This is a genomic window from Mycolicibacterium komossense (assembly GCF_025822605.1).
GTDB classification, from domain to species: Bacteria; Actinomycetota; Actinomycetes; order Mycobacteriales; family Mycobacteriaceae; genus Mycobacterium; species Mycobacterium komossense.
This window is the reverse complement of record NZ_JACKTY010000049.1, coordinates 209,344-231,394: the sequence shown is the minus strand read 5'-3', so window position 1 is coordinate 231,394 and position 22,051 is coordinate 209,344. Positions and strand designations below refer to the sequence as shown.

Sequence of the window (22,051 nt, the reverse complement as noted above, 5' to 3'; positions counted from 1 at the left end):
GGCTCGTTCCTCGCCCGCATCGGTCGTCAGGCGATAGTCGGGACCAGCCCACCCTCAGCCCGGATGGCCGCACCATTGGTGACCGCGGACAGTGGACTGGCCAGATAGGCGACCAGCGAACCGATCTCGTCGGCTTCGATCAACCGCCGGATCAACGATCCCGGCCGGGCTTTCTCGAAGAAGGCGGCCTCCCGCTCGGGCTCGGGCGCGTCCTTATCGTCGACGACCGACCGGATGAACTCGACGATCCCCTCCGAACGCGTCGGGCCGGGCATCACCGAGTTGACCGTGACGCCGGTGCCCGTCGTCTGCTCGGCCAGGCCGCGCGAGATCGCCAGCTGGGCGGTCTTGGTCATCCCGTAATGGATCATCTCGCCGGGCGGCATCAAGGCACTCTCGCTGGCGATGAAGATGACTCGGCCCCAATCCCGGTCGAGCATCCGGGGAAAGTAATGCCGGGACAGCCGCACACCGCTGAGAACGTTCACCTCGAAGATCGTGAGCCAGTCGTCGTCGGTGATCTCGGTGAAGGGCTTTGCTTCGTAGATACCGAGGTTGTTGACCAGGATGTCGACGTCCGGCACGGCGGCGATCAGGGTGGCCGCTCCCGCCGCCGTCCCCGGATCAGCGAGCACCTGCTGGACCGACCCGACATGTGTGATCTGGCCAGCCACCTCCGCCGCGGCCGAGTCCAGCTTGTCCTGGCTGCGGCCGGTGACTACCACGTGCGCTCCCTCGGCAGTCAACTTCTTCGCGATGGCCAGCCCGATCCCGGCGGTCGACCCCGTCACCAACGCCGTCTTTCCCGCCAGCTGCAAATCCATGTCATGCCTTCCGTATCGTTTTGAACCATGACCGCCAACAAGTGGACCGAAGCCGATGTTCCCGATCAGAGTGGCCGGGTAGCCATCGTCACCGGCTCCAACACCGGCCTCGGCTATGAAACCGCGCGGGTGCTGGCCGCTCGCGGCGCACACGTGGTGCTCGCGGTCCGCGACGTCGAGAAGGGTCGGGCCGCCGCGGCGAAAATCGTCGGTCTGAGCCCGCGGGCGGATGTGAAGGTGCAACCGCTGGACCTGGGCTCCCTGCAGTCGGTGCGCACCGCTGCGGAGGAACTGAAGACCGCCTACCCGCGCATCGACCTGCTGATCAACAACGCCGGCGTCATGTACCCCTCGCCACGCCAGACCACCAAGGACGGTTTCGAGCTGCAGTTCGGCACCAACCATCTCGGCCATTTCGCGTTGACCGGGCTGATCCTGGACCACCTGTTGCCGGTGCCAGGTTCCCGGGTGGTCGTCGTGGCCAGCATCGCCCACCGGATCCAGGCGGCCATCCACTTCGACGATCTTCAGTGGGAGCGCAGTTACAACCGCGTCGCCGCTTACGGGCAGTCCAAGCTGGCCAACCTGATGTTCGCGTATGAACTTCAGCGCAAGCTCGCTGCTCAAGGTGGACCGACTATCGCGGTAGCCGCCCACCCCGGTGTCTCCAACACCGAGCTGACCCGCCATTCACCCAGCTGGATGATGCCGGCCTACAACCTCATTGCCCCTCTGGTGCTCAACTCCGCGGAGATGGGCGCACTTCCGCAGCTGCGCGCGGCCACAGATCCCGCCGTGCAGGGCGGCCAGTACTACGGGCCCGACGGCTTTCAGGAACTGCGTGGCAACCCCAAGCTGGTGAAGTCGACCGCGCAGTCGCACAACGAGAGCATCCAGGACAAACTCTGGACTGTCTCCGAAGAGCTGACCGGCGTCACGTTCCCGGTCTGAGAGCGCTGACATGCGTACGGTCGAAGAACACCAGCGGGTCGTCGCCGGGCTGATCACGATGCGTCCCGCGATGGCGCTGCCGCTATCCGAGACGCTCGGGCTTGTCCTGGCCGCGGATGTGGCCGCCCCGATGTCGCTGCCGGTTTTCGACAACTCGGCGATGGACGGGTATGCGGTATTGGCCTCGGATATTCCAGTCGGGACGTCGGCCGAGCACCCGGTGACATTGCCGGTGGCCGAGGACATCCCGGCGGGTCGCACCGATGCGTTGACGCTGAAACCCGGTACCGCACACCGCATCATGACGGGCGCGCCGCTACCCGACGGGGCGACCGCCGTCGTCCCCGTCGAGCTGACCGACGCGGGCACCGACACCGTCGAGATCCGCGGCACCGCGACCGAGGGCCAGCATCTGCGGCGCGCCGGCGAGGATGTCACCGCCGGGACGACGGTGTTGCGGGCCGGACAGGTCATCACCCCGGCGGCGCTGGGTTTGGCCGCCGCACTCGGGCTCGGTGAGCTCAGCGTGCGGCCACGTCAGCGGGTGCTGGTGATGTCGACGGGCACCGAACTCGTCTCGTCCGGAACAGCGTTGGAGCCCGGGCAGATCTACGAATCCAACGCGGTGATGCTCGCCGCCGCGGTACGCGACGCCGGCGGCGAGGTCGTCGCGGCACCGATGGCCGGCGACGACGTCGAGGAGTTCCGCGCCGCACTCGCAGCACACGTGGGTGCGCACAAAGCGGGGGTGGATCTGATCATCACCACCGGCGGGGTCAGCGCGGGCGCGTACGAGGTGGTCAAAGACGCTCTCGGTGGTGACGACCAGTCCGTCGAGTTCGTCAAGGTGGCAATGCAGCCCGGGATGCCCCAGGGCGCGGGCCATGTCGGCGCTGTCCCGATCATCACGCTGCCCGGTAATCCCGTCAGCGCGCTGGTGTCTTTCGAGGTGTTCATCCGGCCCGCCCTGCGCGCCGCGATGGCGCTGCCCCGCACCCACCGACCGGTGCGGGCCGCCGTCGTGACCGAGCAGTTGACCTCGCCACACGGCAAACGCCAGTTCCGGCGGGGTGTCCTCGATGCCGAGGCAGGTACGGTCACCAGCTACGGTCCGCCGGCGTCGCATCACCTGCGATGGCTCGCATCGGCGAACTGTCTGGTGGAGATCCCCGAGGACGTTGCCGAGGTCGACGCGGGCGCAACCGTGCGGGTGTGGGACCTATCGGGCTAGTCGTCTACATAGAATGGCCGCGTGGCCAGACGCCCCCGCACGTCCGAAGCTTCACATCTGATGGAGCTGGTCCGCTCCACGGTCCCTCCGATGCATCCGGCCGGCCTGCCGTTCGTCGGCGCCAGCCTGGCGCTGGCCGCCGCCGGCCGCAATCACCGATGGCTGCGCACCGTCGGCCTGGTGTCGGCGGGTGCGCAGGCCGCGTTCTTCCGTCATCCGCACCGGGTGCCGCCGACGCGGCCAGGGGTGGTGGTGGCCCCGGCCGACGGGCAGGTGTGCCTGATCGAGAACGCCGTACCGCCGCCGGAGCTGGGCCGCAGCACCGAACCGGTACCTCGGATCAGCATCTTCCTCTCCGTTTTCGACGCTCACGTGCAGCGCGCCCCGATCGCCGGTGAAGTGATCGCCGCCGTCCACCGGCCCGGGTTGTTCGGCTCCGCCGATCTGCCTTCAGCCAGCGCCGACAACGAGCGCAACAGCGTCGTCATCCGCAGCCCGGAGGGTGTGGAGGTCGTCGCGGTGCAGATCGCCGGGCTGGTCGCCCGGCGCATCGTCTGCGATGTGAACGTCGGCGACAAGGTCGCGCTCGGTGACACCTACGGCCTGATCCGATTCGGCTCACGGCTGGACACCTACCTGCCCGAGGGAGCCAACCTGCTGGTCAGCGTGGGCCAGCGGGCGGTGGCCGGCGAAACCGTCATCGCCGAGCTCCCGTGACCAAACCGAAGTCCGCCGGCGATCGGCCACCGTCGCGGGGCCTGCGGATCCTGCCGAGCGCGACGACGGTACTGGCCATCTGTGCGGGCCTCACCTCGATCAAGTTCGCTCTCGACGCGAAGCCGTGGATCTCACTGGCTCTGATCGGCGCCGCCGCGATCCTCGACGGTATCGACGGAGGCATCGCCCGCGCGCTCAACGCCCAGTCGCGGATGGGCGCCGAGATCGACTCGCTGGCCGACGCGGTGAACTTCGGGGTGGCGCCCGCCCTGGTCATCTACGTGACGCTGCTACCGGACTCGCAGCTCGGCTGGATCTTCGTATTGCTCTACGCAGTATGCGTGGTACTGCGGCTGGCCAGGTTCAACGCGCTACTCGACGATGACACCCGGCCCGCCTACACCCGTGAGTTCTTCACCGGCATGCCCGCACCATGCGGCGCCGTCGGCGCGATCGGCCCGCTGGTCGCCATGCTGCAGTTCGGTCACGGCTGGTGGACGTCGCACTGGTTCATCTGCGCATGGCTGGCCGCCAATGCCGCGCTGCTGGTCAGCCGGGTGCCGACCATCGCACTGAAGGCGATCTCCGTCCCCGAGAACGCGGCACCGATCCTCCTCATTCTGGTCGCGGCAGCAGCCGCCGGGCTTCTGCTGTTCCCGTATGTGCTGGTGCTGCTGATCATCGTCGGCTACTTGTGCATCATGCCGTTCACGATCTACAGCCAGCGCTGGGTGGCCGCCCGACCCGAAACGTGGGACGTGAAACCGAAACAGCGCCGGGCGATCCGGCGTGCTCAGCCCAACCGGCGATCGGTGGCACGGCTGGGTCTGCGCAAGCCGGGCCGATAGCGGTGTCGGCGCAGCTGAGTCTGACCGCCCGGCTCAACACGTCGGCGCTCGACAGCCGGCGCGGCGTCATCCGGCTGCACCCCGAAGCCGTTGCCGCCCTTGGCGTGCGCGAATGGGACGCCGTGTCACTGACGGGCTCACGGACCACCGCCGCGGTCGTCGCGCTGGCCGGCGCCGACGTTCCCGCGGGTACCGCTCTGCTCGACGATGTGACGCTGTCGAACGCGGGTCTGCGCGAAGACACCACCGTGATCGTCGCGCCCGTGACCGTACTGGGCGCCCGTTCGGTCACGCTGGCGGGCTCGAAGCTGGCCACCGGCTCGGTGTCCGCCGCGACACTGCGCCAGGCGCTGCTCGGCAAGGTGATGACCGTCGGTGACACCGTCTCGCTACTGCCCCGCGACCTGGGCCCGGGCACGTCGACATCGGCGGCCAGCGCGGCGCTGGCGACGGCGGTCGGGATCACCTGGACATCGGAACTGCTGACCGTCAGCGGTACCGACCCCGACGGTCCGGTCAGCGTCCAGCCCAACTCGATGGTCAACTGGGGCAACGGCATCGCCTCCGGCCCAGCCCAAGGTCCAGCCACCGCGCCGACGCCGCAGCCCCCGACGTCTCAGACCCCGACGTCTCAGCCACCGACGCCGCACCCCGAAAGTATCCGGCCCACCATCACATTCGACGACCTCAAGGGCGCCCATACCCAGGCGGCCAAGCTGACCGACTGGCTCAAGCTTGCCCTCGACGAGCCGCAGTTGCTCGAAACCCTTGGCGCGACAGCCAATCTCGGTGTCCTGCTGTCCGGTCCACTCGGGGTAGGCAAGGCCACCCTCGCCAGAGTGGTGTGCGCCAAGCGGCGCCTGATCGAACTCGACGGGCCCGAGATCGGCGCGCTCGCAGCGCAGGAGCGGCTCGGCGCCGTCGCGGCCGCGGTGGCCTCGGTGCGCGAGAGCCGCGGCGTGCTGCTGATCTCCGATATCGACGCGTTGCTGCCGTCGGCACCGGACCGGCCGCCCGAGCCGGTGGCCACCCTGATCCTCACCGAACTGCGCACCGCAGTCGCCACTCGCGGGGTGGCCTTCATCGCCACCTCGGCCGTGCCCGACGCCCTCGATGCCCGACTGCGGGCCCCCGATCTGTGCGACCGGGAACTGGGCCTGAGCCTGCCCGACGGCGCCACCCGCAAACAGCTACTCGAGGTGCTGCTGCGCTCGGTCCCCACCGACCCACCCACGGGCCTCGATCTCGACGAAATAGGCGGACGAACACCCGGTTTCGTCGTGGCCGACCTGCAGGCACTGGTTCGGGAGGCGGCGCTGCGCGCGGCGGCGCGGGCCAGCGCCGACGGCAAACCCCCCACGCTGACCCAGGACGACCTGACCGGAGCGCTGACCGTCATCCGGCCGCTGTCTCGCTCGGCGACCGAGGAGGTCTCCGTGGGTTCGGTCACGCTGGCCGACGTGGGCGATATGGTGGCCACCAAACAGGCGCTGACCGAGGCCGTGCTGTGGCCGCTGCAGCATCCGGACACTTTCGCCCGGCTCGGCGTCGACCCGCCGCGCGGCGTACTCCTCTATGGACCGCCCGGCTGCGGGAAGACGTTCGTCGTCCGCGCGCTGGCCAGCACTGGCCGACTGAGCGTGCACGCCGTCAAGGGCGCCGAGTTGATGGACAAGTGGGTGGGCTCGTCGGAGAAGGCGGTCCGCGAATTGTTCCGCAGGGCAAGAGATTCCGCGCCGTCGCTGGTGTTCCTTGACGAGATCGACGCGTTGGCGCCGCGGCGCGGGCAGAGTTTCGACTCCGGTGTAACCGACCGGGTGGTGGCCGCACTGCTGACCGAGCTCGACGGCATCGACCCGCTGCGTGATGTCGTCGTGCTGGGGGCGACCAACCGGCCCGACCTCATCGACCCGGCCCTGCTGCGGCCGGGCCGGCTGGAGAAGCTGGTGTTCGTCGAGCCGCCCGACGCGCAGGCCCGCCGCGACATCCTGCGCACTGCAGGCAAATCCATACCACTGGCAGCGGACGTCAACCTCGATACGGTGGCCGACGAGCTCGACGGGTACAGCGCCGCCGACTGTGTGGCGTTGCTGCGGGAAGCCGCGCTGACAGCGATGCGACGGTTGATCGACGCCGCCGACGTGACAGCCGCCGATGTTCAAGCCGCCCGCCAGAACGTGCGCCCGTCCCTGGATCCTGTTCAGGTGGCTGCACTCAGGGCATTTTCGGAGAATCAGTGATCTGGCGCCGAGTGTGCAGGTTGTCGATGAGAGCAAGGCGGCGAATTCTCAACGACTTCCTGCACAGTCGGCGGTCCGCTCGTGAGCGCCGAGCGTCCCACGTAGACTGACCACACACACCCACCCATAGCCGTTGAGGCTGACACCCCGTTGTGCGCCTTCGCCAGCGCTCATCGAGACCGCATCGGAGTGCCATGCTTGCCGTCCTGATCGCGCATGCGATCGCCGCGATCATCGCGCCGCTGCTTGTCAAGCGGTGGGGTCGATCCGCGTTCTACCCGTTGTCACTCGTGCCGTTGTTGTCGCTGACATGGGTGGTGGCCAACTGGCCTTCTGGCGAAGCCGACGACCACGCACTGAAGATCAGCTGGGTTCCCGGGCTGTCGATGGATATCGACCTGCGCTTCGACATCCTCGCCGCGATCATGAGCGTTCTGGTGCTGGGGATCGGCGCCCTCGTCCTGTTCTATTGCGCCGACTACTTCCATCACCATGACGGGCACATCGAGAAGCGGCTGCCCAGCTTCGCGGCCGAACTCGTCGCCTTCTCCGGCGCCATGTTCGGCCTGGTGGTCAGCGACAACATGCTGGTGCTCTACCTGTTCTGGGAGCTCACCACCGTGCTGTCGTTCCTGCTGGTCGGGCACTACGCCGAACGCGCCACCAGCCGTCGCGCCGCCACCCAGGCACTGCTGGTCACCACCGCGGGCGGGCTGGCGATGCTGGTCGGCATCATCATCCTCGGCCAGTACGGCGGCAGCTACCTGCTGTCGGACCTGGTCGCCCACCCACCGTCCGGCATGCCGATCAACGTCGCCGTCGTCCTCGTCCTGATCGGCGCGCTCTCCAAGTCCGCTATCGTGCCGATGCACTTCTGGCTGCCCGGCGCGATGGCCGCACCCACCCCGGTGAGCGCTTATCTGCACGCGGCGGCCATGGTCAAGGCAGGCGTCTACCTGATCGCGCGGCTGACACCGGGATTCTCCGACGCCCCACCCTGGCGACCCGTCATCGTCGTGCTCGGCCTGGCCACGGTGTTGCTCGCCGGATGGCGGGCGATCCGCGAATACGATCTGAAGCTCATTCTGGCGTTCGGCACCGTCAGCCAGCTCGGCCTGATCACGGTCCTGGTGGGCTCCGGTGGCGGTGACCTGATGCTGGCCGGGCTGACCATGCTGTGCGCGCACGCAATGTTCAAGGCAGCGTTGTTCATGGTGGTCGGCATCATCGACCACGCCACCGGCACCCGCGATATCCGCCGGCTCGCCTGGCTGGGGAAGCGTGCGCCGGCCCTGTTCGTGATCGCCGCGGGTGCGACGGCGAGTATGGCCGCGCTGCCGCCGTTCCTCGGTTTCGTGGCCAAGGAGGCCGATTTCGAGACGCTGATGCACAGCCCCTCGCTCGGTCCTGCGGCCCCCTATGTGCTGGGCGTCATCGTCGTCGGCTCGGTGTTCACCACCATCTACAGCCTGCGCTTCTTGTGGGGTGCATTCGCGCGCAAGGGTTTGGACAAGCCCAGCAACCGGGTGGCCGACCTGCACCGCCCGTCGGTGACCTTCCTGACCGCACCGGCCGTCCTGGCGGCGGCCGGGCTGGCTTTCGGCCTGGTACCCAGAGTCCTGGAACACGCGCTCGACGGCTACGCCGAATCGATACCGGGAGGAACGACCTACCACCTGGCGTTGTGGCACGGCTGGAACCTGCCCCTGCTGCTGTCGGCGCTGGTGCTCGCGGCGGGCACCGCGGTGTTCTTCATCAGACGCCGACTGCCGCGCGCTGGGTTCTTCAGGAAGGTCGGCTACCTACCGTTGGGCAACGCCGACCGCTTCTACAACGCGACGCTGCGCGCCCTCGACTTCGTGGCGTTCAGGCTGACGGGCTCCACCCAGCGCGGCTCGATACCGGCCACTCAGTCGGTCATCCTCGCGACGTTGGTCCTGCTTCCGGTCGGGGCGCTGGCCTTCGGCGCCCGCGACCGCCCCCACTTCGAGCTGTGGGATTCGCCGCTGCAACCGGTCGTCGGTGTGCTGATCGTGGCGGGTGCCCTCGGCGCCGTCGTGCTGCGCAACCGGCTGGCGGCGGTGCTGATGGTGGGATTGACCGGCTACGGGTGCGGCATCATCTTCGCGTTCCATGGCGCCCCCGATCTGGCGCTGACGCAGTTCCTCGTCGAGACGCTGACGCTGGTGATCTTCGTTCTGGTGCTGCGCACTCTGCCCGCCGAGGCCGACGCGGCCAATATGGCGCGCTTCCGGCTGCCGCGGGCCCTGCTGGCGCTGGCGGTGGGTGCGACGGTCGCCACGCTGGCCAGTCTCGCGATGGCGGCCAGGACCGGCCGGCCGATCGCCGATCTGCTGCCCGACGCGGCCTACTTCCGCGGTCACGGCGCCAACACTGTCAACGTCCTGCTCGTCGACATCCGCGCCTGGGACACCCTCGGTGAGATCTCGGTGCTGCTGGTCGCGGCCACCGGCGTCGCGTCGCTGGTGTTCCGTCATCAACGGTTTGGGACGGCACCGCGGGTCCCGGCCATCACCCAACCCGCAGGCCAACCCGATATCGGCCCGGTTTTCGCGCCGTCGGCAAGTACGGCCTACAGCCCGGCGGTCGGTGAGACCACCTGGTTGCGCGGCAGCGAGTACCGCGACCCGCGCTATCGGTCCCTGGTCCTGGAAGTGGCTACGCGCATCATCTTCCCGCTGATCATGGTGCTCTCGGCGTACTTCTTCTTCACCGGACACAACACCCCCGGCGGCGGCTTCGCCGGCGGCCTGACCGCTGGGCTGGCGCTGGTGCTGCGGTATCTGGCCGGCGGCCGCTATGAGCTCGGCGAGACGCTGCCGCTGGACGCGGGCAAGATCCTCGGCGTCGGGCTGGCCTTGTCGGCGGTCACAGCGGTGACCTCGCTGTTCCTCGGGGCGCCGGTGTTGTCGTCGGCGGTGGTGTACTTCGACCTCCCGCTGCTGGGTCCGGTCAAGTTCGTCACCGCGCTGTTCTTCGACCTCGGTGTCTACCTGATCGTCGTCGGCCTGGTACTCGACGTGCTGCGCAGCCTCGGCGCCCGCATCGACGAAGAAATGGTGGCCCGATGACCACCTACCTGGTACCACTCGTGCTCATCGGCGCGCTCACCAGTTGCGGGGTGTACCTGCTACTGGAACGCAACCTGACCCGGATGTTGTTGGGGCTGTTACTGATCGGCAACGCCCTGAACCTGCTGATCCTCACCGTCGGCGGCCCGTCGGGCAATCCACCCGTGCGCGGCCGCACCAGCACCGGCGAGACCACCACCGCAGATCCGTTGGCGCAGGGCATGATCCTGACCGCGATCGTGATCACGATGGGTATCGCGGCGTTCGTGCTCGCGCTGAACTACCGGTCCTACCGGCTCACCACAGACCAGGAGGTCGACAACGACCCCGAGGACACCAGGGTGTCCCAGCAGTCGGATGACGACGCCGACGACGATGTCGAGAACGGCGGTGAGGTGTTCCCCGACACCGACGCCCCCGACGAGCTCGACGCACTCCCCGGGCACGAGGGGTCCCGATGACGCTCGCCGCCCATTACGGACAGATCCTGGCACCGTTGCCTGTACTCATCCCGCTGATCGCTGCCGCGGCCACACTGGTGGCCGGCCGCCGGCCCCGCACCCAGCGGGTCATCACCCTGATCGCCCTCTCCGCGGTGGTCGTGGTGTGCGCGGCGTTGCTGTACCTCGCTGACCGCGACGGCACCATCGCGGTGCAGGTCGGCGGCTGGGGGCAGAGCGAAACCGGGATGGGCCCGCTTGGCATCACCCTTGTGGTGGACCGGCTTTCGGCCCTGATGCTGGTGGTCTCGTCGGTCGTGCTGCTGACCGTCGTGTTCTATGCCATCGGTCAGGGCATCCGCGACGGCGACGACAAGCAGCCGGTATCGATCTTCCTGCCGACCTACCTGGTGCTCTCCGCCGGTGTGTGCAACGCCTTCCTGGCCGGTGACCTGTTCAACCTGTACGTCGGGTTCGAGGTGCTGTTGTCGGCGAGCTTCGTGCTGCTGACCATCGGGGCCAGCAAAGAGCGGGTCCGCGCCGGCATCTCCTACGTCATGGTGTCGATGGTGTCGTCACTGATCTTCCTGTTCGGTATCGCGCTGCTGTATGCGGCCACCGGCACGCTCAACATGGCCGAGCTCGCGGTCCGCCTCGACGACATCAGCTCCGGCACCCGCAGCGCCCTGTTCGCCGTGCTGCTGGTCGGCTTCGGCATCAAGGCCGCGGTGTTTCCGCTCTCGGCCTGGCTGCCCGACTCCTACCCCACCGCCCCCGCACCGGTCACCGCGGTGTTCGCCGGCCTGCTCACCAAAGTGGGTGTGTATGCGATCATCCGCGCGCACTCGCTGCTGTTCCCCGGCGGCGGCCTCGACCGGGTGCTGCTGGTTGCCGCACTACTGACGATGGTGGTCGGCATCCTCGGAGCCATCGCCCAGAGCGATATCAAACGGCTGCTGTCGTTCACATTGGTCAGCCATATCGGCTACATGGTGTTCGGGATCGCCCTGTCCAGCCGGCTCGGGATGTCGGGCGCCATCTTCTATGTGGCGCACCACATCCTCGTCCAGACCACCTTGTTCTTGGTCGTCGGCCTCATCGAGCGTCAGGCGGGCGCGTCTACCCTGCGCCGCCTCGGCGGGCTGGCCGCCGCGAGCCCACTGTTGGCGTTCGTCTTCCTCATCCCGGCCCTCAATCTCGGTGGAATCCCGCCCTTCTCGGGTTTCATCGGCAAGGTGGCCCTGTTGGAAGCCGGCACCGAGGACGGGTCGGTGCTGGCGTGGGTCCTGGTCGGCGGTTCGGTGGTGACGAGCCTGCTCACGCTGTACGTGGTGGCACGGGTGTGGACGAAGGCGTTCTGGCGGGCGCGGGTCGACGCTCCCGAAGGCGAACTGTCCGCATCGGCACCGTCGGCCCTGCTCGACGATGCCGAAGACATCGCCTTCGACGACCGCGACGACGTGGGTCGCATGCCGATCGGCATGGTCGTGCCGACGCTGGCGCTGCTCGGGGTCGGCCTGGCGCTGACCGTGGCCGCCGGGCCGATCTTCGGGTACGCGGAGCGCGCCGCCGACCAGGTGCTCGACCGCGGTGAGTACATCTCCGCAGTGCTGGCCCCCGTGCACGCCGCAGCCGAGGGAGGTCACCCATGAGACGGTTCACCCTGCGCGTCTGGGTGCTGGTCTGGCTGACGCTGGTCTGGATCCTCTTGTGGGGCACCATCTCCGTCGCGAACATCCTGTCCGGACTGGCGATCGCCCTCCTCATCACGGTGCTGCTGCCGCTGCCGCCAGTTCCGGTGCAAGGCAAGGTGCATCCGATCAGCCTGTTGCATCTGATCGTCCGGGTGAGCTGGTATCTGGTGGTGTCCAGTACCCAGGTGGCGTGGCTGGCGATCCGGCCGGGGCCGCCGCCGCTGAATGCGGTCCTGCGGGCACATCTGAATCTCAAATCCGATCTGGTGCTCGCGCTGGCGGTCAACATCTTCAACCTGATCCCCGGCTCGATCGTGCTGGAGATCGACCAGCGCCGCCGGCTGATCTATGCCCACGTCATCGACGTCGGGTCGGAGCGTTCGGTCAACCACTTCTATAAACAGGTCAAGCAGGTGGAACGCTTGCTGATCAAGGCATTTGAGCGCGACGGCGAGTGGCAGCCCAGCGAGTCACCCGATCAGCCGGAAGACGCGGAGGTGCAGTCGTGACCCTGGTCTGGGTGATCGCCGCGGTCATGCTGATCGCGGCAGGCGCCATCACGATGTTCCGGCTACTGGCGGGGCCGAGCACCTTGGATCGGCTCGTCGCGCTGGATACCGTCGTGGCCGTCACGATGTGCGCGATCGGGACCTGGGCGGCGTACAGCCTCGACACCACTGTCACCTACAGCCTGGCCGCGCTGGCGCTGATCAGCTTCGTCGGCTCAGTCAGTGTTGCCAGGTTCCGCGTGCGCGACACCGAGCAGGACGGGACCACCCGATGACCGCCTTCGACATCGTCTCCGCGGTACTCGTTCTCGGCGGATCGGCGCTGGCGCTGACCGCGGCCATCGGCATCGTCCGCTTCCCGGACACCCTGTCGCGGATGCACGCGGCGAGCAAGCCGCAGGTGCTCGGTCTGCTGCTGGTGCTGGCCGGGGCCGCGATCCGGTTACGCGGCAATATCGACGTCGGCATGATCGTGCTGACCGGGATGTTCACCCTGATCACCGCTCCGGTGGTAGCGCAACGGGTCGGCCAGCTGGCCTATCGCGAGCAGAACGTCCGAGACGACCTGATGACGGTCGACGAGATCCGCGAGTTTGGTCGAGCGACCGATGCAGAGCGAGGCACGAGCGATGCGGAGGAGCGAGACAGTTAAGTTCCGAGCGACCGATGCAGAGCGAGGCACGAGCGATGCGGAGGACCGATGCAGAGCGAGGCACGAGCGATGCGGAGGAGCGAGACAGTTAGTCCGGCCCGTCTTCGGGGGATGACAGCTGGAATTCCACCAGAGCGGCCACCGTGTCCACGGCCTCCCGCATCGCGACGAGTCGCTGGATGGGCGACGGCGCCGCCAACACCGCATACCGGTCGGCATCCCCCATCGGTAGCCGAGCCGCCAACGCGTACAACCGTTTTCCCGGCTCATCGGGGAAATCGGGGGCGACCAGCAGCTCCCGCCCGCCGAGTTCCAGCCCGCGCGCCTCGGCGATCCGCTCGAACACCGCCCAGATCCGGTCCTCCAGATCACTGATCTCGGCGTCGCCGATCAGCCCGGGCTCATCCGGCCACGCCTCGATGACGGCCCGCGGGTAGGGATCGTCCGGCAACCATTCGACGACCCGGATACGTTCCTGGACCGGGCATCTCAGGCGGTAGCGGCCGGCGCCGTAATCCTCGTACTCGGCGATCCGGACCGTCACCCCGACGTCGCACCGTGTCTCGCCGCCGCCGACCTCGCGACCCCGTTCGATCAGGACCACGCCGAAGTTCTTCTGCTCACCGGCCAGGCAGTCCCGCACCAGCGCCGAGTACCGGGGTTCGAAGACGCGCAGCGGCAGTTCGTCGCCGGGCAGTAGCACCGACTCAAGCGGGAACATCGGGGTACCCGTCACATCGGATCCATGACGGTCACATCTTGCCCATCACAACGTCTTTGACCAATGCCGTCGGGCTCGTGATCGAGCAGAGCATATCGGCGATCGAAACCCACATCTCGGGATTCTGTCCGATCAGCGCGTTGTCCTTGCCGAGCTGCACCAACAGTGCCCGTTTGGCGGCGTCGTCCATCGAGCCGAAATCGGCGCAGGTGGCGTCGGTACCCGCGGGCGCGACACCGCCCGGTGTGGTGGTGCGGGTGGGGACCGCCGGCACCGTGGCCGAGGGGGCCGGCCCGCTGGTGCGCGACGGGCGGCTAGTGGTTGTGGGTGACAGAGGAATCCCGGCCTGCGCCGGATCGGCCTGCGGGGTGCCGGAGATGGTTTCGGAGCAGCCGACGAGGACCGCCGCGATGGCAGCCAGGCCGGACAGCGCCACCGGGACGCTCCGTATACCCCGCCTAGACATCCAATTCCTCGACGAGGGCATCCACCACGGCGCGAAGGTCACCGTCGTGTTCCTCGGCCACCCGGCGCTGCCGCTGATACGACGCGCCCAGGCGTGGGATGTCGGCGACGCCGGCCAGTTCGTCGGCGCAGTTCAGCGACCGGGCCACCGGCTCGAGACGGTTCAACAGTTCGTCGAGATCTTCGGTGACCAGTCGTTCGTTGCTCTCGGCGTCCAGGATGATGACCGCATCGAGGCCGTAACGTGCTGCGCGCCACTTGTTCTCCTGCACATGCCACGGCGGCATGTGCGGCAGTGCCTCACCCGCGTCGAGTCGGCGGTCGAGGTCGACGATCAGACAGTGCGTCAACGCGACCAGGGCGCCGAGCTCACGAATATTGGAGACGCCGTCGAATATCCGGACTTCGATGGTGCCCAGATGCGGTGAAGGGCGAATATCCCAACGGATTTCGTTGATGTGGTCGATGATGCCGGTCTTCTTCTGATCCGACACGAAACCCTCGAACTCAGGCCACGTCTGGAACTGGAACGGCAGCCCGGCGGTCGGCAACTGCTGGAACATCATCGCCCGGTTACTGGCGTAACCGGTGTCCACGCCGTCCCACCACGGCGAGGACGCCGACAGGGCGAGCAGATGCGGGTAGTGGTTGAGCAGCGAGGTGATGATCGGCATCACCTTGTGCGCCGAGGACACCCCGACGTGCACGTGCACGCCCCAGATCAGCATTTGACGGCCCCACCACTGCGTGCGGTTGATCAGCTCGGCGTAACGCCGGCCGTCGGTCAGCTTCTGGGCCTCCCATTCCGCGAAGGGATGGGTGCCCGCGCAGAACAGCTCCATGCCGCGGTCGTGCACCACCTGCTTGACGGTGTGCAGGGTGCCGGCCAGATCCGCCATCGCGTGGCCGGCATTCTCCGAGATGCCGGTGACGATCTCGATGGTGTTGCGCAGCAGTTCTTTGTGTACGTGCGGGTTCTCGCCGATTTCGGCGATCACCGCGGCGGCCTCGTTGCTCAGGTCGCGAGTCTTGGCGTCGACGAGGGCGAATTCCCATTCGACACCGACCGTCGGCCGGTAGGAACCGGCGAAGTCGATATGCGCCGGTTTGTGGCCGGCGAAGCTACCCGCTGCCGATGACACCGCACGCGATCCGCTTACCGGCATCGCCGGTCGCCATCGTCATCTCGTCAGGGCCGGGAGTTCCGTTGACCTGCTGATAGCGCTCCGGCGGGATGTTCGCGAAGTTGTCGGCGTTCTCGTGGATGATGATCGCCGTCTTGGTGCCGGCCAGGAGGTCGTCCTCGGTGAACGCGTCGGTGGTGGTCACCAACATCGCCGAGCCGTCGCCGCGCACCTGCAGCGAGGCCAGATCGCCGCTGGCGGGGTGGGCGCTGTGGCCGGGAACCTGGAAATGTCCACCGGCGGAATTGAAGTCGCCCGGCGCGCCGCCGCTCGGAGCCACCGAGTTCGCCTCGCACTTGCCCACCGAGTGGATGTGCAGCCCGTGGAATCCGGGGGCGAGCTTGCCGGTGCCGGTGGTCTGAACGGTGACCGTCGCGTAGCCCGGCGAGAATTCGAAGGTCGCCGTCGCGACCTGTGTGCCGTCCGCCGACTTGATCGGCGTGACCAGCTTGTTGGCGTTGGCCCCACTGTTGCCCTCCACACCGTGGCCGGAACCTGACTCGGCCGACGGCGCAGGCGACCCGGTCCAGATCGACGGGGTGGTGCCGGGCGACGTGGCGACGGGCTCGTTGGGACTGCAGGCGCTCAACAACGCGACCGGGACTACGAAGAGTGCGGCAGCGGCGATCTTTACCGAACGACTGGCGGGCACGGAAAGGTTGGCGGGCTTGACCATGCGCAGAGCCTAACCCGTGACCACCACGATGACGCCCGGAGGCTGCTCCGCCACTTCCGGGATGCGCGGTTCGACCGGCGCGTCGAGCAGTCGACCCACGTCCTCGGCAGCGGTCTGCTCCCCTTCGGCGGTGCCGAAGTAGACCGTGGTGGCAGTGACGTTGGGCAAGGTCAGGTTGCCGATCTCGGCGACATTCCAGCCACCGTCACGCAGGCGGGTGGCGGTGCGATCGGCCACACCCGCAGCTTCGGAGATGTTGAACACCCGCACCTCGGTATTGGCCGCCTCGGGCGGCGGGGTCACCGCGGAGGTCGCAGGCGCCGCGGTGGCCGACGAGGTGGAGACGGTCGGCGCGGAGTTGTCGTTGTCGCTGGAGTCGTTGTTCGAGCCCATCGCCTGAAAACCGACGAGCAGAAAGACGACACCCAGGAACAGCAGCACCATCACCATGGCGCGCAGAGGTAGCCCGGAAGAGTCGGGAACGCGCTCGTTCATTTGGCCCACCCTATCGACTGACGCCGATAACTCGAAAAGACGCTCAGGTGACGTCGAACCCCAGCCGGCGGGCGGCGCGCGCTTTCTGCCTGCTCGCACGGAGCCTGCGCAGCCGCTTGACCAGCATCGGATCCGCGGCCAACGCCTCGGGCCGATCAACAAGTGCGTTCAGAACCTGGTAGTACCGAGTCGCCGACATCGAGAAGAGTTCCTTGATGGCTTCTTCTTTGGCTCCCGCGTACTTCCACCACTGCCGCTCGAAGGCAAGGATGTCGTGCTCACGACGGGTCAGCCCATCGGTGAGCTCAGCGTCATCCCCCGACCGCTCAGCTCTCGCCATGGCGCCGTCCATATTGCTCCCTTGGCCTTTCGCAAGCCTGAATGACATCGCTGTGTCCCGGCGAGTATTGAACCACGCGCACAACAGATGGGACGGCACCCGAGCCCGCGCGTCGGCTGACTTAAGCTTGCCGATCATGGCAGTCGTACCAATTCGGATCGTGGGAGATCCAGTTCTGCATACCGCGACCAGTCCGGTGCCCGTCGGCGCCGACGGCTCGCTGCCCGCAGACATCGCCGATCTGATCACCGATCTCTACGAAACCATGGATGCCGCATACGGAGTCGGCCTGGCGGCCAACCAGATCGGCGTCCCACTGCGGGTGTTCGTCTATGACTGCGCCGACGAGCGCGGTCAGTCGCCGCGACGCCGGGGCGTGGTCATCAACCCGGTCCTGGAGACCTCCGAGGTTCCCGAGACGATGCCCGATCCCGATGACGACGACGAGGGTTGCCTGTCGGTGCCCGGCGAATCGTTCCCGACGGGCCGGGCCACCTGGGCGAGGGTCACCGGGCTGGACGCCGACGGCAACCAGATCACCCTTGAGGGCAACGGCCTGTTCGCGCGGATGCTCCAGCACGAGACCGGACATCTCGACGGTTTCCTGTACCTCGACCGGCTGGTCGGGCGCAACGCCCGCGCCGCCAAGAAGACGGTGAAATCCAACGGTTGGGGTGTACCCGGGCTGTCGTGGATGCCGGGTGAGGGCCCCGACCCGTTTGGCCACTAGCCGCCAGGTGCCGTCCGTCGGGAGCCGCGTCAGCATCCGATACCGGCTGGTCACCGACCCGGAGCACGCACTGACCGATGTGGTCGGGCACGTCGAGGCGGTATCGCCGCAGGTATTGGTGCGCACCAAATCCGATGGGGTCGTCGAGATCGCGCCGGACGCCATCGTCGCGGTGCGCGAGTTGTCCCACCGCCCGGTCCGCGCCTCGGAGATCCGGGCCCTGGAGCACGCCGCGGCACTGGCCTGGCCGGGCACCGAGCAGCAGTGGCTGGCCGGCTGGTTCCTGCGCTCGGGTGTCGTCTCCGGCACCGCGTATACGAGCCGTGCGAACTCGGCTATCCCCCTTGATTTTTCGGCCGCCGTGGCGGACCTTCCCGCGGTGGTGGACTGGTACCGCGACCGCGGCCAGCCGGCCTGGTTAGCCGTTCCCGAGCGGCTGCTGCGGGTGAGCGCCACCGGGGTCAAGCCGACGCGGGTGATGGTTCGCGACGTGGCCGACGTCCCGTCCGGCCCGGGCGCGGTCCTGACCGGCCGTCCCGACGCCGACTGGCTGGCGATCTACGAACGCGATGTCCCTGTCGAGGTACTGACGGCGGTCATTGGCGGCGAGGTCACCTTCGCGGCGGTGCCGGGTGCGGCCGTCGGGCGCGGCGCGGTCACCACCGCACCCGACGGCACCCGCTGGCTCGGCGTTTCATCGGTCCGGGTGCACCCCGACCGGCGCAGACAGGGGCACGCACGCACTATCTGTGCGGCGTTGCTGACCTGGGGCGCCGAACACGGCGCCGAGCAGGTGTACGTGGAGGTTCTGGCCGACAACGAACCGGCGATCGCCCTGTACGAGTCGATGGGTTTTCGGCTGCATCACGACCATCGGTACATCGAGGCTGTGAATTTATTGGGGTCACCCCCCGGCCCTAGTCTCTAGGCATGCCTGAGACGACGCTGCGAGTGGCGACCTGGAATGTGAACTCGATCCGCACCAGGGTGGACCGGGTGATCGACTGGCTGGGCCGCGCCGATGTCGACGTGCTGGCGATGCAGGAGACCAAGTGCACCGATGCCCAGTTCCCGACGATGCCGTTCGAGGCGCTGGGCTACGAAGTGGCCCACGTCGGGCTCAACCAGTGGAACGGGGTGGCGATCGCCTCGCGGGTCGGGCTGGACAACGTCGAGATCGGGTTCGACGGCCAGCCGACGTGGAGCAGTAAACCGGAGCTCGAGGCGGCCGCCGAGGCCCGGGCGATCGGTGCTACCTGCGGCGGGGTGCGGGTGTGGAGCCTGTATGTGCCCAACGGCCGCACCCTGGATGACCCGCACTATGCCTACAAGCTGGAATGGCTCGCCGCACTACGAGATACGGCCGCCGGATGGCTGAAGGACGACCCGACGACGCCGATCGCGATGGTCGGCGACTGGAACATCGCCCCCACCGACGACGACGTCTGGGATGTCGCCAAATTCCAGGACAGCACGCATGTGTCCGCAGCGGAGCGCGCCGCGTTCAACGCGATCGTCGACGCTCAGTTCACCGACGTGGTCCGGCCCTTCACCCCCGGACCTGGGGTGTTCACCTACTGGGATTACACGCAGCTGCGCTTCCCCAGGAAGGAAGGGATGCGGATCGATTTCATCCTCGGCTCGCCCGCGCTGGCGGAGCGCGTCGTGCACGCCGAGATCGCGCGCGACGAACGCAAGCCGGGCAAGAAGGGCACCCCGGCGCCGAGTGATCACGCCCCGGTGCTGGTGGACCTGACCCGTTAAGCCTTGATCCCGACGGTGATCAGATCGCTGACCACCTGCGTCCACACCGGCCGACGGACCCGATGCTGGTCGCTGATCTCGAACCCCGCCCCGTCGAACAACGACCGCATATCCGCCGGTGACGGGTTGTGGGCGGGATTGCTGAGGCTGGCCGAGAGCAGTTGCACCGGCAGCAGCTGTCGCGGGCTGATGGTGGCGACGGCGGCCAGCCCGCCCGGCGCCAGCACCCGGTGGAATTCCCGCAGCGCCGCGGGCTGGTCGAAGAAGTGGAAGGCCGATGTGCTGACCACCGCGTCGAGGAAGCCGTCCTCGAAGGGCAGTTGCTCGGCCGGGCCCTTCATCCAGCGCACATCCGCCGACCGCCGCCGGGCCTGAGCCAGCATCCCGTCGGACATATCGACGCCGTAGACCTCATCGGGCCCCAGCTCACGACGGATCCGGTCGGCCAGGATGCCGGTTCCGCAGGCGATATCGGCGATCCGTCGGGACCCGTGCTGGCGCAGCGCGGCGATGGCTTCGTCCTGCGCCGGCCGGTACACCCAGCGCTGGAGGCAGCGTGCGTCGTAGGCCGGAGCGGCGAAGGTCCAGAACCGCGTGATGCCGTCGTTGAAGGCGCGGCGTTGCGTCGTCGTGGTGGAGGGAGTCACCCCGCCCAGACTAGCTACGCCGCGTTGTCGGCCCCGGGCGCCGTCGCGTACTTACCGGGGTTGAACAGTGACGCCACCGCCCCGATCAGCATCATCACCGCGGCGGCGATGAACACCACCGTCAGTCCGGAGTGGAACGGCTCGGTGATCAGCTGCGGGAAGAACGTCTTGCCCGTGAGCACCTCCGCATTCACCCCCGGCTGCTGCAGCGCACCCGACGGTGCCAGCAGCTCCGCGATCGGGTTGTAGCCGAGGAACGCCGCGAACAGGCTGCCGACCGGTGGCAGGTTGGCCACGTCGTGTGCCACGGAGGCGGGCACGCCCTGGGCCTGCAGACCGGTGCTCATCGCCGACGGCAGGGTGTGGGACAGGCCGACGATCATCAGTGAGAAGAACACCCCGATCGACAGGGACGAGCCGGCGTTGAAGAACGTCGCGCGCACACCGGAGGCCGCACCGCGCTGCGACGCCGGAACGCTCGACATGATGGCCGCGGTGTTGGGCGAGGTGAAAATGCCGCCGCCGAGTCCGTTGAGGAAGGCCAGCACCGCGAAGACCAGATAGTTGAAGTTCACCGGGATCAGCACCAGCCCGACGAAGGTGGCGGCCATCAGCAACATGCCGCCGACGGTGAACGGCCGCGCGCCATAGCGGTCGGACAACCAGCCCGCGGCCGGCCCGGCCACCAGGAATCCGACGGTGATCGGCAGCAGATAGATTCCAGCCCACAGCGGTGTCGACTCGAAGCTGTAGCCATGCAACGGAAGCCAGATGCCTTGCAGCCAGATGATCAGCATGAACTGCAGGCCACCGCGGCCCATGGACGACATCAATCCCGCCAGGTTGCCCATCCCGAACGACGCGGATCTGAACAACCGGATGTCGACCATCGGTGAGTCGACGTGCAGTTCGATGAAGCAGAACGCCACCAAGGAGAGCAGGCCGAACGCGATCGAGCCGAAGACCCAGGGGTTGGTCCAGCCGGTGGTGGAATCGCCGTAGGGCTGGATGCCGTAGGTGATGCCGATCAGCAGCACTGTCAGGCCGATACCGAACGACAGCGTGCCCGCCCAGTCCAGTCGCCCTGGGGTGCGAACGCCGAGTTCCTTCAGCGACCGGATGCTCCACATGGTGCCGAGGATTCCGATCGGGACGCCGACCCAGAAGATCGCCTTCCAGTGCCACTCGGATAGGAAGCCGCCGATCAGCAGGCCGAGGAACGAGCCGGCAACGGCCGAGACCATGTTGACGCCGAGCGCCATGCCGCGCTGGTTGGCCGGGAAGGCGTCGGTCAGGATCGCCGACGACGACGCCATCAGCATGGCGCCGCCGATGCCCTGGATCACGCGCCAGGCGATCAGCCAGATCGCGCCACCGTCGAGGTGAAAGGGGTCGAACGACAGGCCGACCGCGGCCAGGGTGAAGACGACGAAGCCGACGTTGTAGATCTTCACTCGGCCGAACATGTCGCCCATGCGCCCGAAAGGGACGACCAGGACGGCGGTCACCACCAGGTAGCCCATCAGCATCCACAGCAGGTAGCTGACGTTGCCCGGCGCCAGCGGGTTGAGGCCGATCCCGCGAAAGATGGCCGGCAGCGAGATGAGCACGATCGAGGCGTTGATGGTGGCCAGCAGAGTGCCCAACGTGGTGTTGGACAGGACCACCCACTTGTAGTGCGGGTGGTCGTGATCCATCCGCACCCGGCGGCTGGCGGTGACGTCCTCCGCTACCGGATCTTGCGTCCCTGCTGTCTCTGCACCCTCGAAGGCCTGGCTCTTTGTCATCGCAGTCTCAGTCGGCTCAATCTCTGTGGTCATCAGCGCTTATT

General features: G+C 67.7%; 23 protein-coding genes. 14 read left to right on the top strand and 9 right to left on the bottom strand.

Annotated elements, in window-relative coordinates:
• Positions 1 to 26 precede the first annotated feature (26 nt).
• Positions 27 to 824 carry an SDR family NAD(P)-dependent oxidoreductase gene (locus tag H7J73_RS30125; protein ID WP_264071481.1) on the bottom strand — a complete coding sequence of 266 codons (798 nt, stop codon included), beginning with the start codon at positions 822 to 824 and terminating at the stop codon, positions 27 to 29.
• 27 nt (positions 825 to 851) lie between these two features.
• Between H7J73_RS30125 and H7J73_RS30120 the strand changes: the two genes are divergently transcribed.
• The 11 genes from H7J73_RS30120 (at position 852) to H7J73_RS30070 (ending at position 13,198) form a co-directional block, all read left to right on the top strand.
• Positions 852 to 1,775, top strand: coding sequence for an SDR family NAD(P)-dependent oxidoreductase (locus H7J73_RS30120; RefSeq protein ID WP_264071480.1), 924 nt, complete (start codon positions 852 to 854; stop codon positions 1,773 to 1,775).
• Between the two features lie 10 nt (positions 1,776 to 1,785).
• A complete protein-coding gene (gene moeA / locus H7J73_RS30115) occupies positions 1,786 to 3,006 on the top strand; it encodes a molybdopterin molybdotransferase MoeA (protein ID WP_264071479.1) in 1,221 nt (406 codons plus the stop codon).
• 21 nt (positions 3,007 to 3,027) lie between these two features.
• A complete protein-coding gene (locus tag H7J73_RS30110; protein WP_435405602.1) occupies positions 3,028 to 3,723 on the top strand; it encodes a phosphatidylserine decarboxylase in 696 nt (231 codons plus the stop codon).
• The gene (locus H7J73_RS30105) at positions 3,720 to 4,571 is read left to right on the top strand and encodes a CDP-alcohol phosphatidyltransferase family protein (RefSeq protein WP_264071478.1); all 852 of its coding nucleotides are present in this window, start codon (positions 3,720 to 3,722) and stop codon (positions 4,569 to 4,571) included. Before H7J73_RS30110 ends, H7J73_RS30105 begins: the two co-directional genes overlap by 4 nt.
• A gap of 2 nt (positions 4,572 to 4,573) precedes the next feature.
• Complete coding sequence (locus H7J73_RS30100) at positions 4,574 to 6,811, top strand: AAA family ATPase (RefSeq protein ID WP_264071477.1); 2,238 nt, start codon at positions 4,574 to 4,576, stop codon at positions 6,809 to 6,811.
• A gap of 194 nt (positions 6,812 to 7,005) precedes the next feature.
• Positions 7,006 to 9,903 (top strand): Na+/H+ antiporter subunit A, encoded by a 2,898-nt coding sequence (locus H7J73_RS30095; RefSeq protein ID WP_264071476.1) that lies wholly within the window; start codon positions 7,006 to 7,008, stop codon positions 9,901 to 9,903.
• The gene (locus H7J73_RS30090) at positions 9,900 to 10,364 is read left to right on the top strand and encodes a Na(+)/H(+) antiporter subunit C (RefSeq protein ID WP_264071475.1); all 465 of its coding nucleotides are present in this window, start codon (positions 9,900 to 9,902) and stop codon (positions 10,362 to 10,364) included. Before H7J73_RS30095 ends, H7J73_RS30090 begins: the two co-directional genes overlap by 4 nt.
• Complete coding sequence (locus H7J73_RS30085; RefSeq protein WP_264071474.1) at positions 10,361 to 11,995, top strand: Na+/H+ antiporter subunit D; 1,635 nt, start codon at positions 10,361 to 10,363, stop codon at positions 11,993 to 11,995. Before H7J73_RS30090 ends, H7J73_RS30085 begins: the two co-directional genes overlap by 4 nt.
• A complete protein-coding gene (locus H7J73_RS30080) occupies positions 11,992 to 12,546 on the top strand; it encodes a Na+/H+ antiporter subunit E (protein ID WP_264071473.1) in 555 nt (184 codons plus the stop codon). Before H7J73_RS30085 ends, H7J73_RS30080 begins: the two co-directional genes overlap by 4 nt.
• Positions 12,543 to 12,821, top strand: a complete 279-nt coding sequence (locus H7J73_RS30075) for a monovalent cation/H+ antiporter complex subunit F (RefSeq protein ID WP_264071472.1) — start codon at positions 12,543 to 12,545, stop codon at positions 12,819 to 12,821. The genes H7J73_RS30080 and H7J73_RS30075 overlap by 4 nt, the downstream gene beginning before the upstream one ends.
• On the top strand, positions 12,818 to 13,198 hold the full coding sequence (locus tag H7J73_RS30070) for a monovalent cation/H(+) antiporter subunit G (protein WP_264071471.1): 381 nt from the start codon (positions 12,818 to 12,820) through the stop codon (positions 13,196 to 13,198). Before H7J73_RS30075 ends, H7J73_RS30070 begins: the two co-directional genes overlap by 4 nt.
• Positions 13,199 to 13,286: 88 nt before the next feature.
• Here H7J73_RS30070 and H7J73_RS30065 read toward each other — a convergent pair whose 3' ends face one another.
• Genes H7J73_RS30065 through napA form a run of 6 tightly spaced genes read right to left on the bottom strand, consistent with a single transcriptional unit; the run spans position 13,287 to position 17,091 of the window.
• Positions 13,287 to 13,934 carry an LON peptidase substrate-binding domain-containing protein gene (locus H7J73_RS30065; RefSeq protein WP_264071470.1) on the bottom strand — a complete coding sequence of 216 codons (648 nt, stop codon included), beginning with the start codon at positions 13,932 to 13,934 and terminating at the stop codon, positions 13,287 to 13,289.
• 16 nt (positions 13,935 to 13,950) lie between these two features.
• Entirely contained in the window at positions 13,951 to 14,355 is a 405-nt protein-coding gene (locus H7J73_RS30060) for an RAD23 family protein (protein ID WP_264071469.1), read from the bottom strand.
• Positions 14,356 to 14,377: 22 nt separating this feature from the next.
• On the bottom strand, positions 14,378 to 15,550 hold the full coding sequence (locus H7J73_RS30055) for a glutamate--cysteine ligase (protein WP_264071468.1): 1,173 nt from the start codon (positions 15,548 to 15,550) through the stop codon (positions 14,378 to 14,380).
• Positions 15,507 to 16,244, bottom strand: coding sequence for a superoxide dismutase[Cu-Zn] (gene sodC, locus H7J73_RS30050; protein ID WP_264071467.1), 738 nt, complete (start codon positions 16,242 to 16,244; stop codon positions 15,507 to 15,509). The genes H7J73_RS30055 and sodC overlap by 44 nt, the downstream gene beginning before the upstream one ends.
• 9 nt (positions 16,245 to 16,253) lie before the next feature.
• Positions 16,254 to 16,739, bottom strand: a complete 486-nt coding sequence (locus tag H7J73_RS30045) for a LytR C-terminal domain-containing protein (RefSeq protein WP_264071466.1) — start codon at positions 16,737 to 16,739, stop codon at positions 16,254 to 16,256.
• Positions 16,740 to 16,782: 43 nt separating this feature from the next.
• Positions 16,783 to 17,091 (bottom strand): nucleoid-associated protein NapA, encoded by a 309-nt coding sequence (gene napA, locus H7J73_RS30040; RefSeq protein ID WP_264071678.1) that lies wholly within the window; start codon positions 17,089 to 17,091, stop codon positions 16,783 to 16,785.
• Between the two features lie 124 nt (positions 17,092 to 17,215).
• Here napA and H7J73_RS30035 point away from each other — a divergent pair, with 124 nt between their 5' ends.
• The 3 genes from H7J73_RS30035 to H7J73_RS30025 are packed head-to-tail and all read left to right on the top strand — an operon-like array spanning position 17,216 to position 19,573.
• The gene (locus H7J73_RS30035; RefSeq protein ID WP_264071465.1) at positions 17,216 to 17,809 is read left to right on the top strand and encodes a peptide deformylase; all 594 of its coding nucleotides are present in this window, start codon (positions 17,216 to 17,218) and stop codon (positions 17,807 to 17,809) included.
• Positions 17,810 to 17,816: 7 nt separating this feature from the next.
• Positions 17,817 to 18,737, top strand: coding sequence for an N-acetylglutamate synthase, CG3035 family (locus H7J73_RS30030; RefSeq protein WP_264071464.1), 921 nt, complete (start codon positions 17,817 to 17,819; stop codon positions 18,735 to 18,737).
• Between the two features lie 17 nt (positions 18,738 to 18,754).
• On the top strand, positions 18,755 to 19,573 hold the full coding sequence (locus H7J73_RS30025) for an exodeoxyribonuclease III (protein ID WP_264071677.1): 819 nt from the start codon (positions 18,755 to 18,757) through the stop codon (positions 19,571 to 19,573).
• On the opposite strand, the gene H7J73_RS30020 is transcribed toward H7J73_RS30025, so the two are convergent.
• On the bottom strand, positions 19,570 to 20,220 hold the full coding sequence (locus H7J73_RS30020; RefSeq protein ID WP_264071463.1) for a class I SAM-dependent methyltransferase: 651 nt from the start codon (positions 20,218 to 20,220) through the stop codon (positions 19,570 to 19,572). The genes H7J73_RS30025 and H7J73_RS30020 overlap by 4 nt on opposite strands.
• 14 nt (positions 20,221 to 20,234) lie before the next feature.
• Positions 20,235 to 21,917, bottom strand: a complete 1,683-nt coding sequence (locus tag H7J73_RS30015) for an MFS transporter (protein ID WP_264071676.1) — start codon at positions 21,915 to 21,917, stop codon at positions 20,235 to 20,237.
• Between the last annotated feature and the right edge of the window lie 134 nt (positions 21,918 to 22,051).

Bases quoted from the DNA above. Each gene is read 5' to 3' on its own strand.
- H7J73_RS30125 (WP_264071481.1), bottom strand. From the start codon at position 824: ATGGATTTGCAGCTGGCGGGAAAGACGGCGTTGGTGACGGGGTCGACC.
- H7J73_RS30120 (WP_264071480.1), top strand. From the start codon at position 852: ATGACCGCCAACAAGTGGACCGAAGCCGATGTTCCCGATCAGAGTGGC.
- moeA (WP_264071479.1), top strand. From the start codon at position 1,786: ATGCGTACGGTCGAAGAACACCAGCGGGTCGTCGCCGGGCTGATCACG.
- H7J73_RS30095 (WP_264071476.1), top strand. From the start codon at position 7,006: ATGCTTGCCGTCCTGATCGCGCATGCGATCGCCGCGATCATCGCGCCG.
- H7J73_RS30090 (WP_264071475.1), top strand. From the start codon at position 9,900: ATGACCACCTACCTGGTACCACTCGTGCTCATCGGCGCGCTCACCAGT.
- H7J73_RS30085 (WP_264071474.1), top strand. From the start codon at position 10,361: ATGACGCTCGCCGCCCATTACGGACAGATCCTGGCACCGTTGCCTGTA.
- H7J73_RS30080 (WP_264071473.1), top strand. From the start codon at position 11,992: ATGAGACGGTTCACCCTGCGCGTCTGGGTGCTGGTCTGGCTGACGCTG.
- H7J73_RS30070 (WP_264071471.1), top strand. From the start codon at position 12,818: ATGACCGCCTTCGACATCGTCTCCGCGGTACTCGTTCTCGGCGGATCG.
- H7J73_RS30055 (WP_264071468.1), bottom strand. From the start codon at position 15,550: ATGCCGGTAAGCGGATCGCGTGCGGTGTCATCGGCAGCGGGTAGCTTC.
- sodC (WP_264071467.1), bottom strand. From the start codon at position 16,244: ATGGTCAAGCCCGCCAACCTTTCCGTGCCCGCCAGTCGTTCGGTAAAG.
- H7J73_RS30045 (WP_264071466.1), bottom strand. From the start codon at position 16,739: ATGAACGAGCGCGTTCCCGACTCTTCCGGGCTACCTCTGCGCGCCATG.
- napA (WP_264071678.1), bottom strand. From the start codon at position 17,091: ATGGACGGCGCCATGGCGAGAGCTGAGCGGTCGGGGGATGACGCTGAG.
- H7J73_RS30035 (WP_264071465.1), top strand. From the start codon at position 17,216: ATGGCAGTCGTACCAATTCGGATCGTGGGAGATCCAGTTCTGCATACC.
- H7J73_RS30015 (WP_264071676.1), bottom strand. From the start codon at position 21,917: ATGGATCACGACCACCCGCACTACAAGTGGGTGGTCCTGTCCAACACC.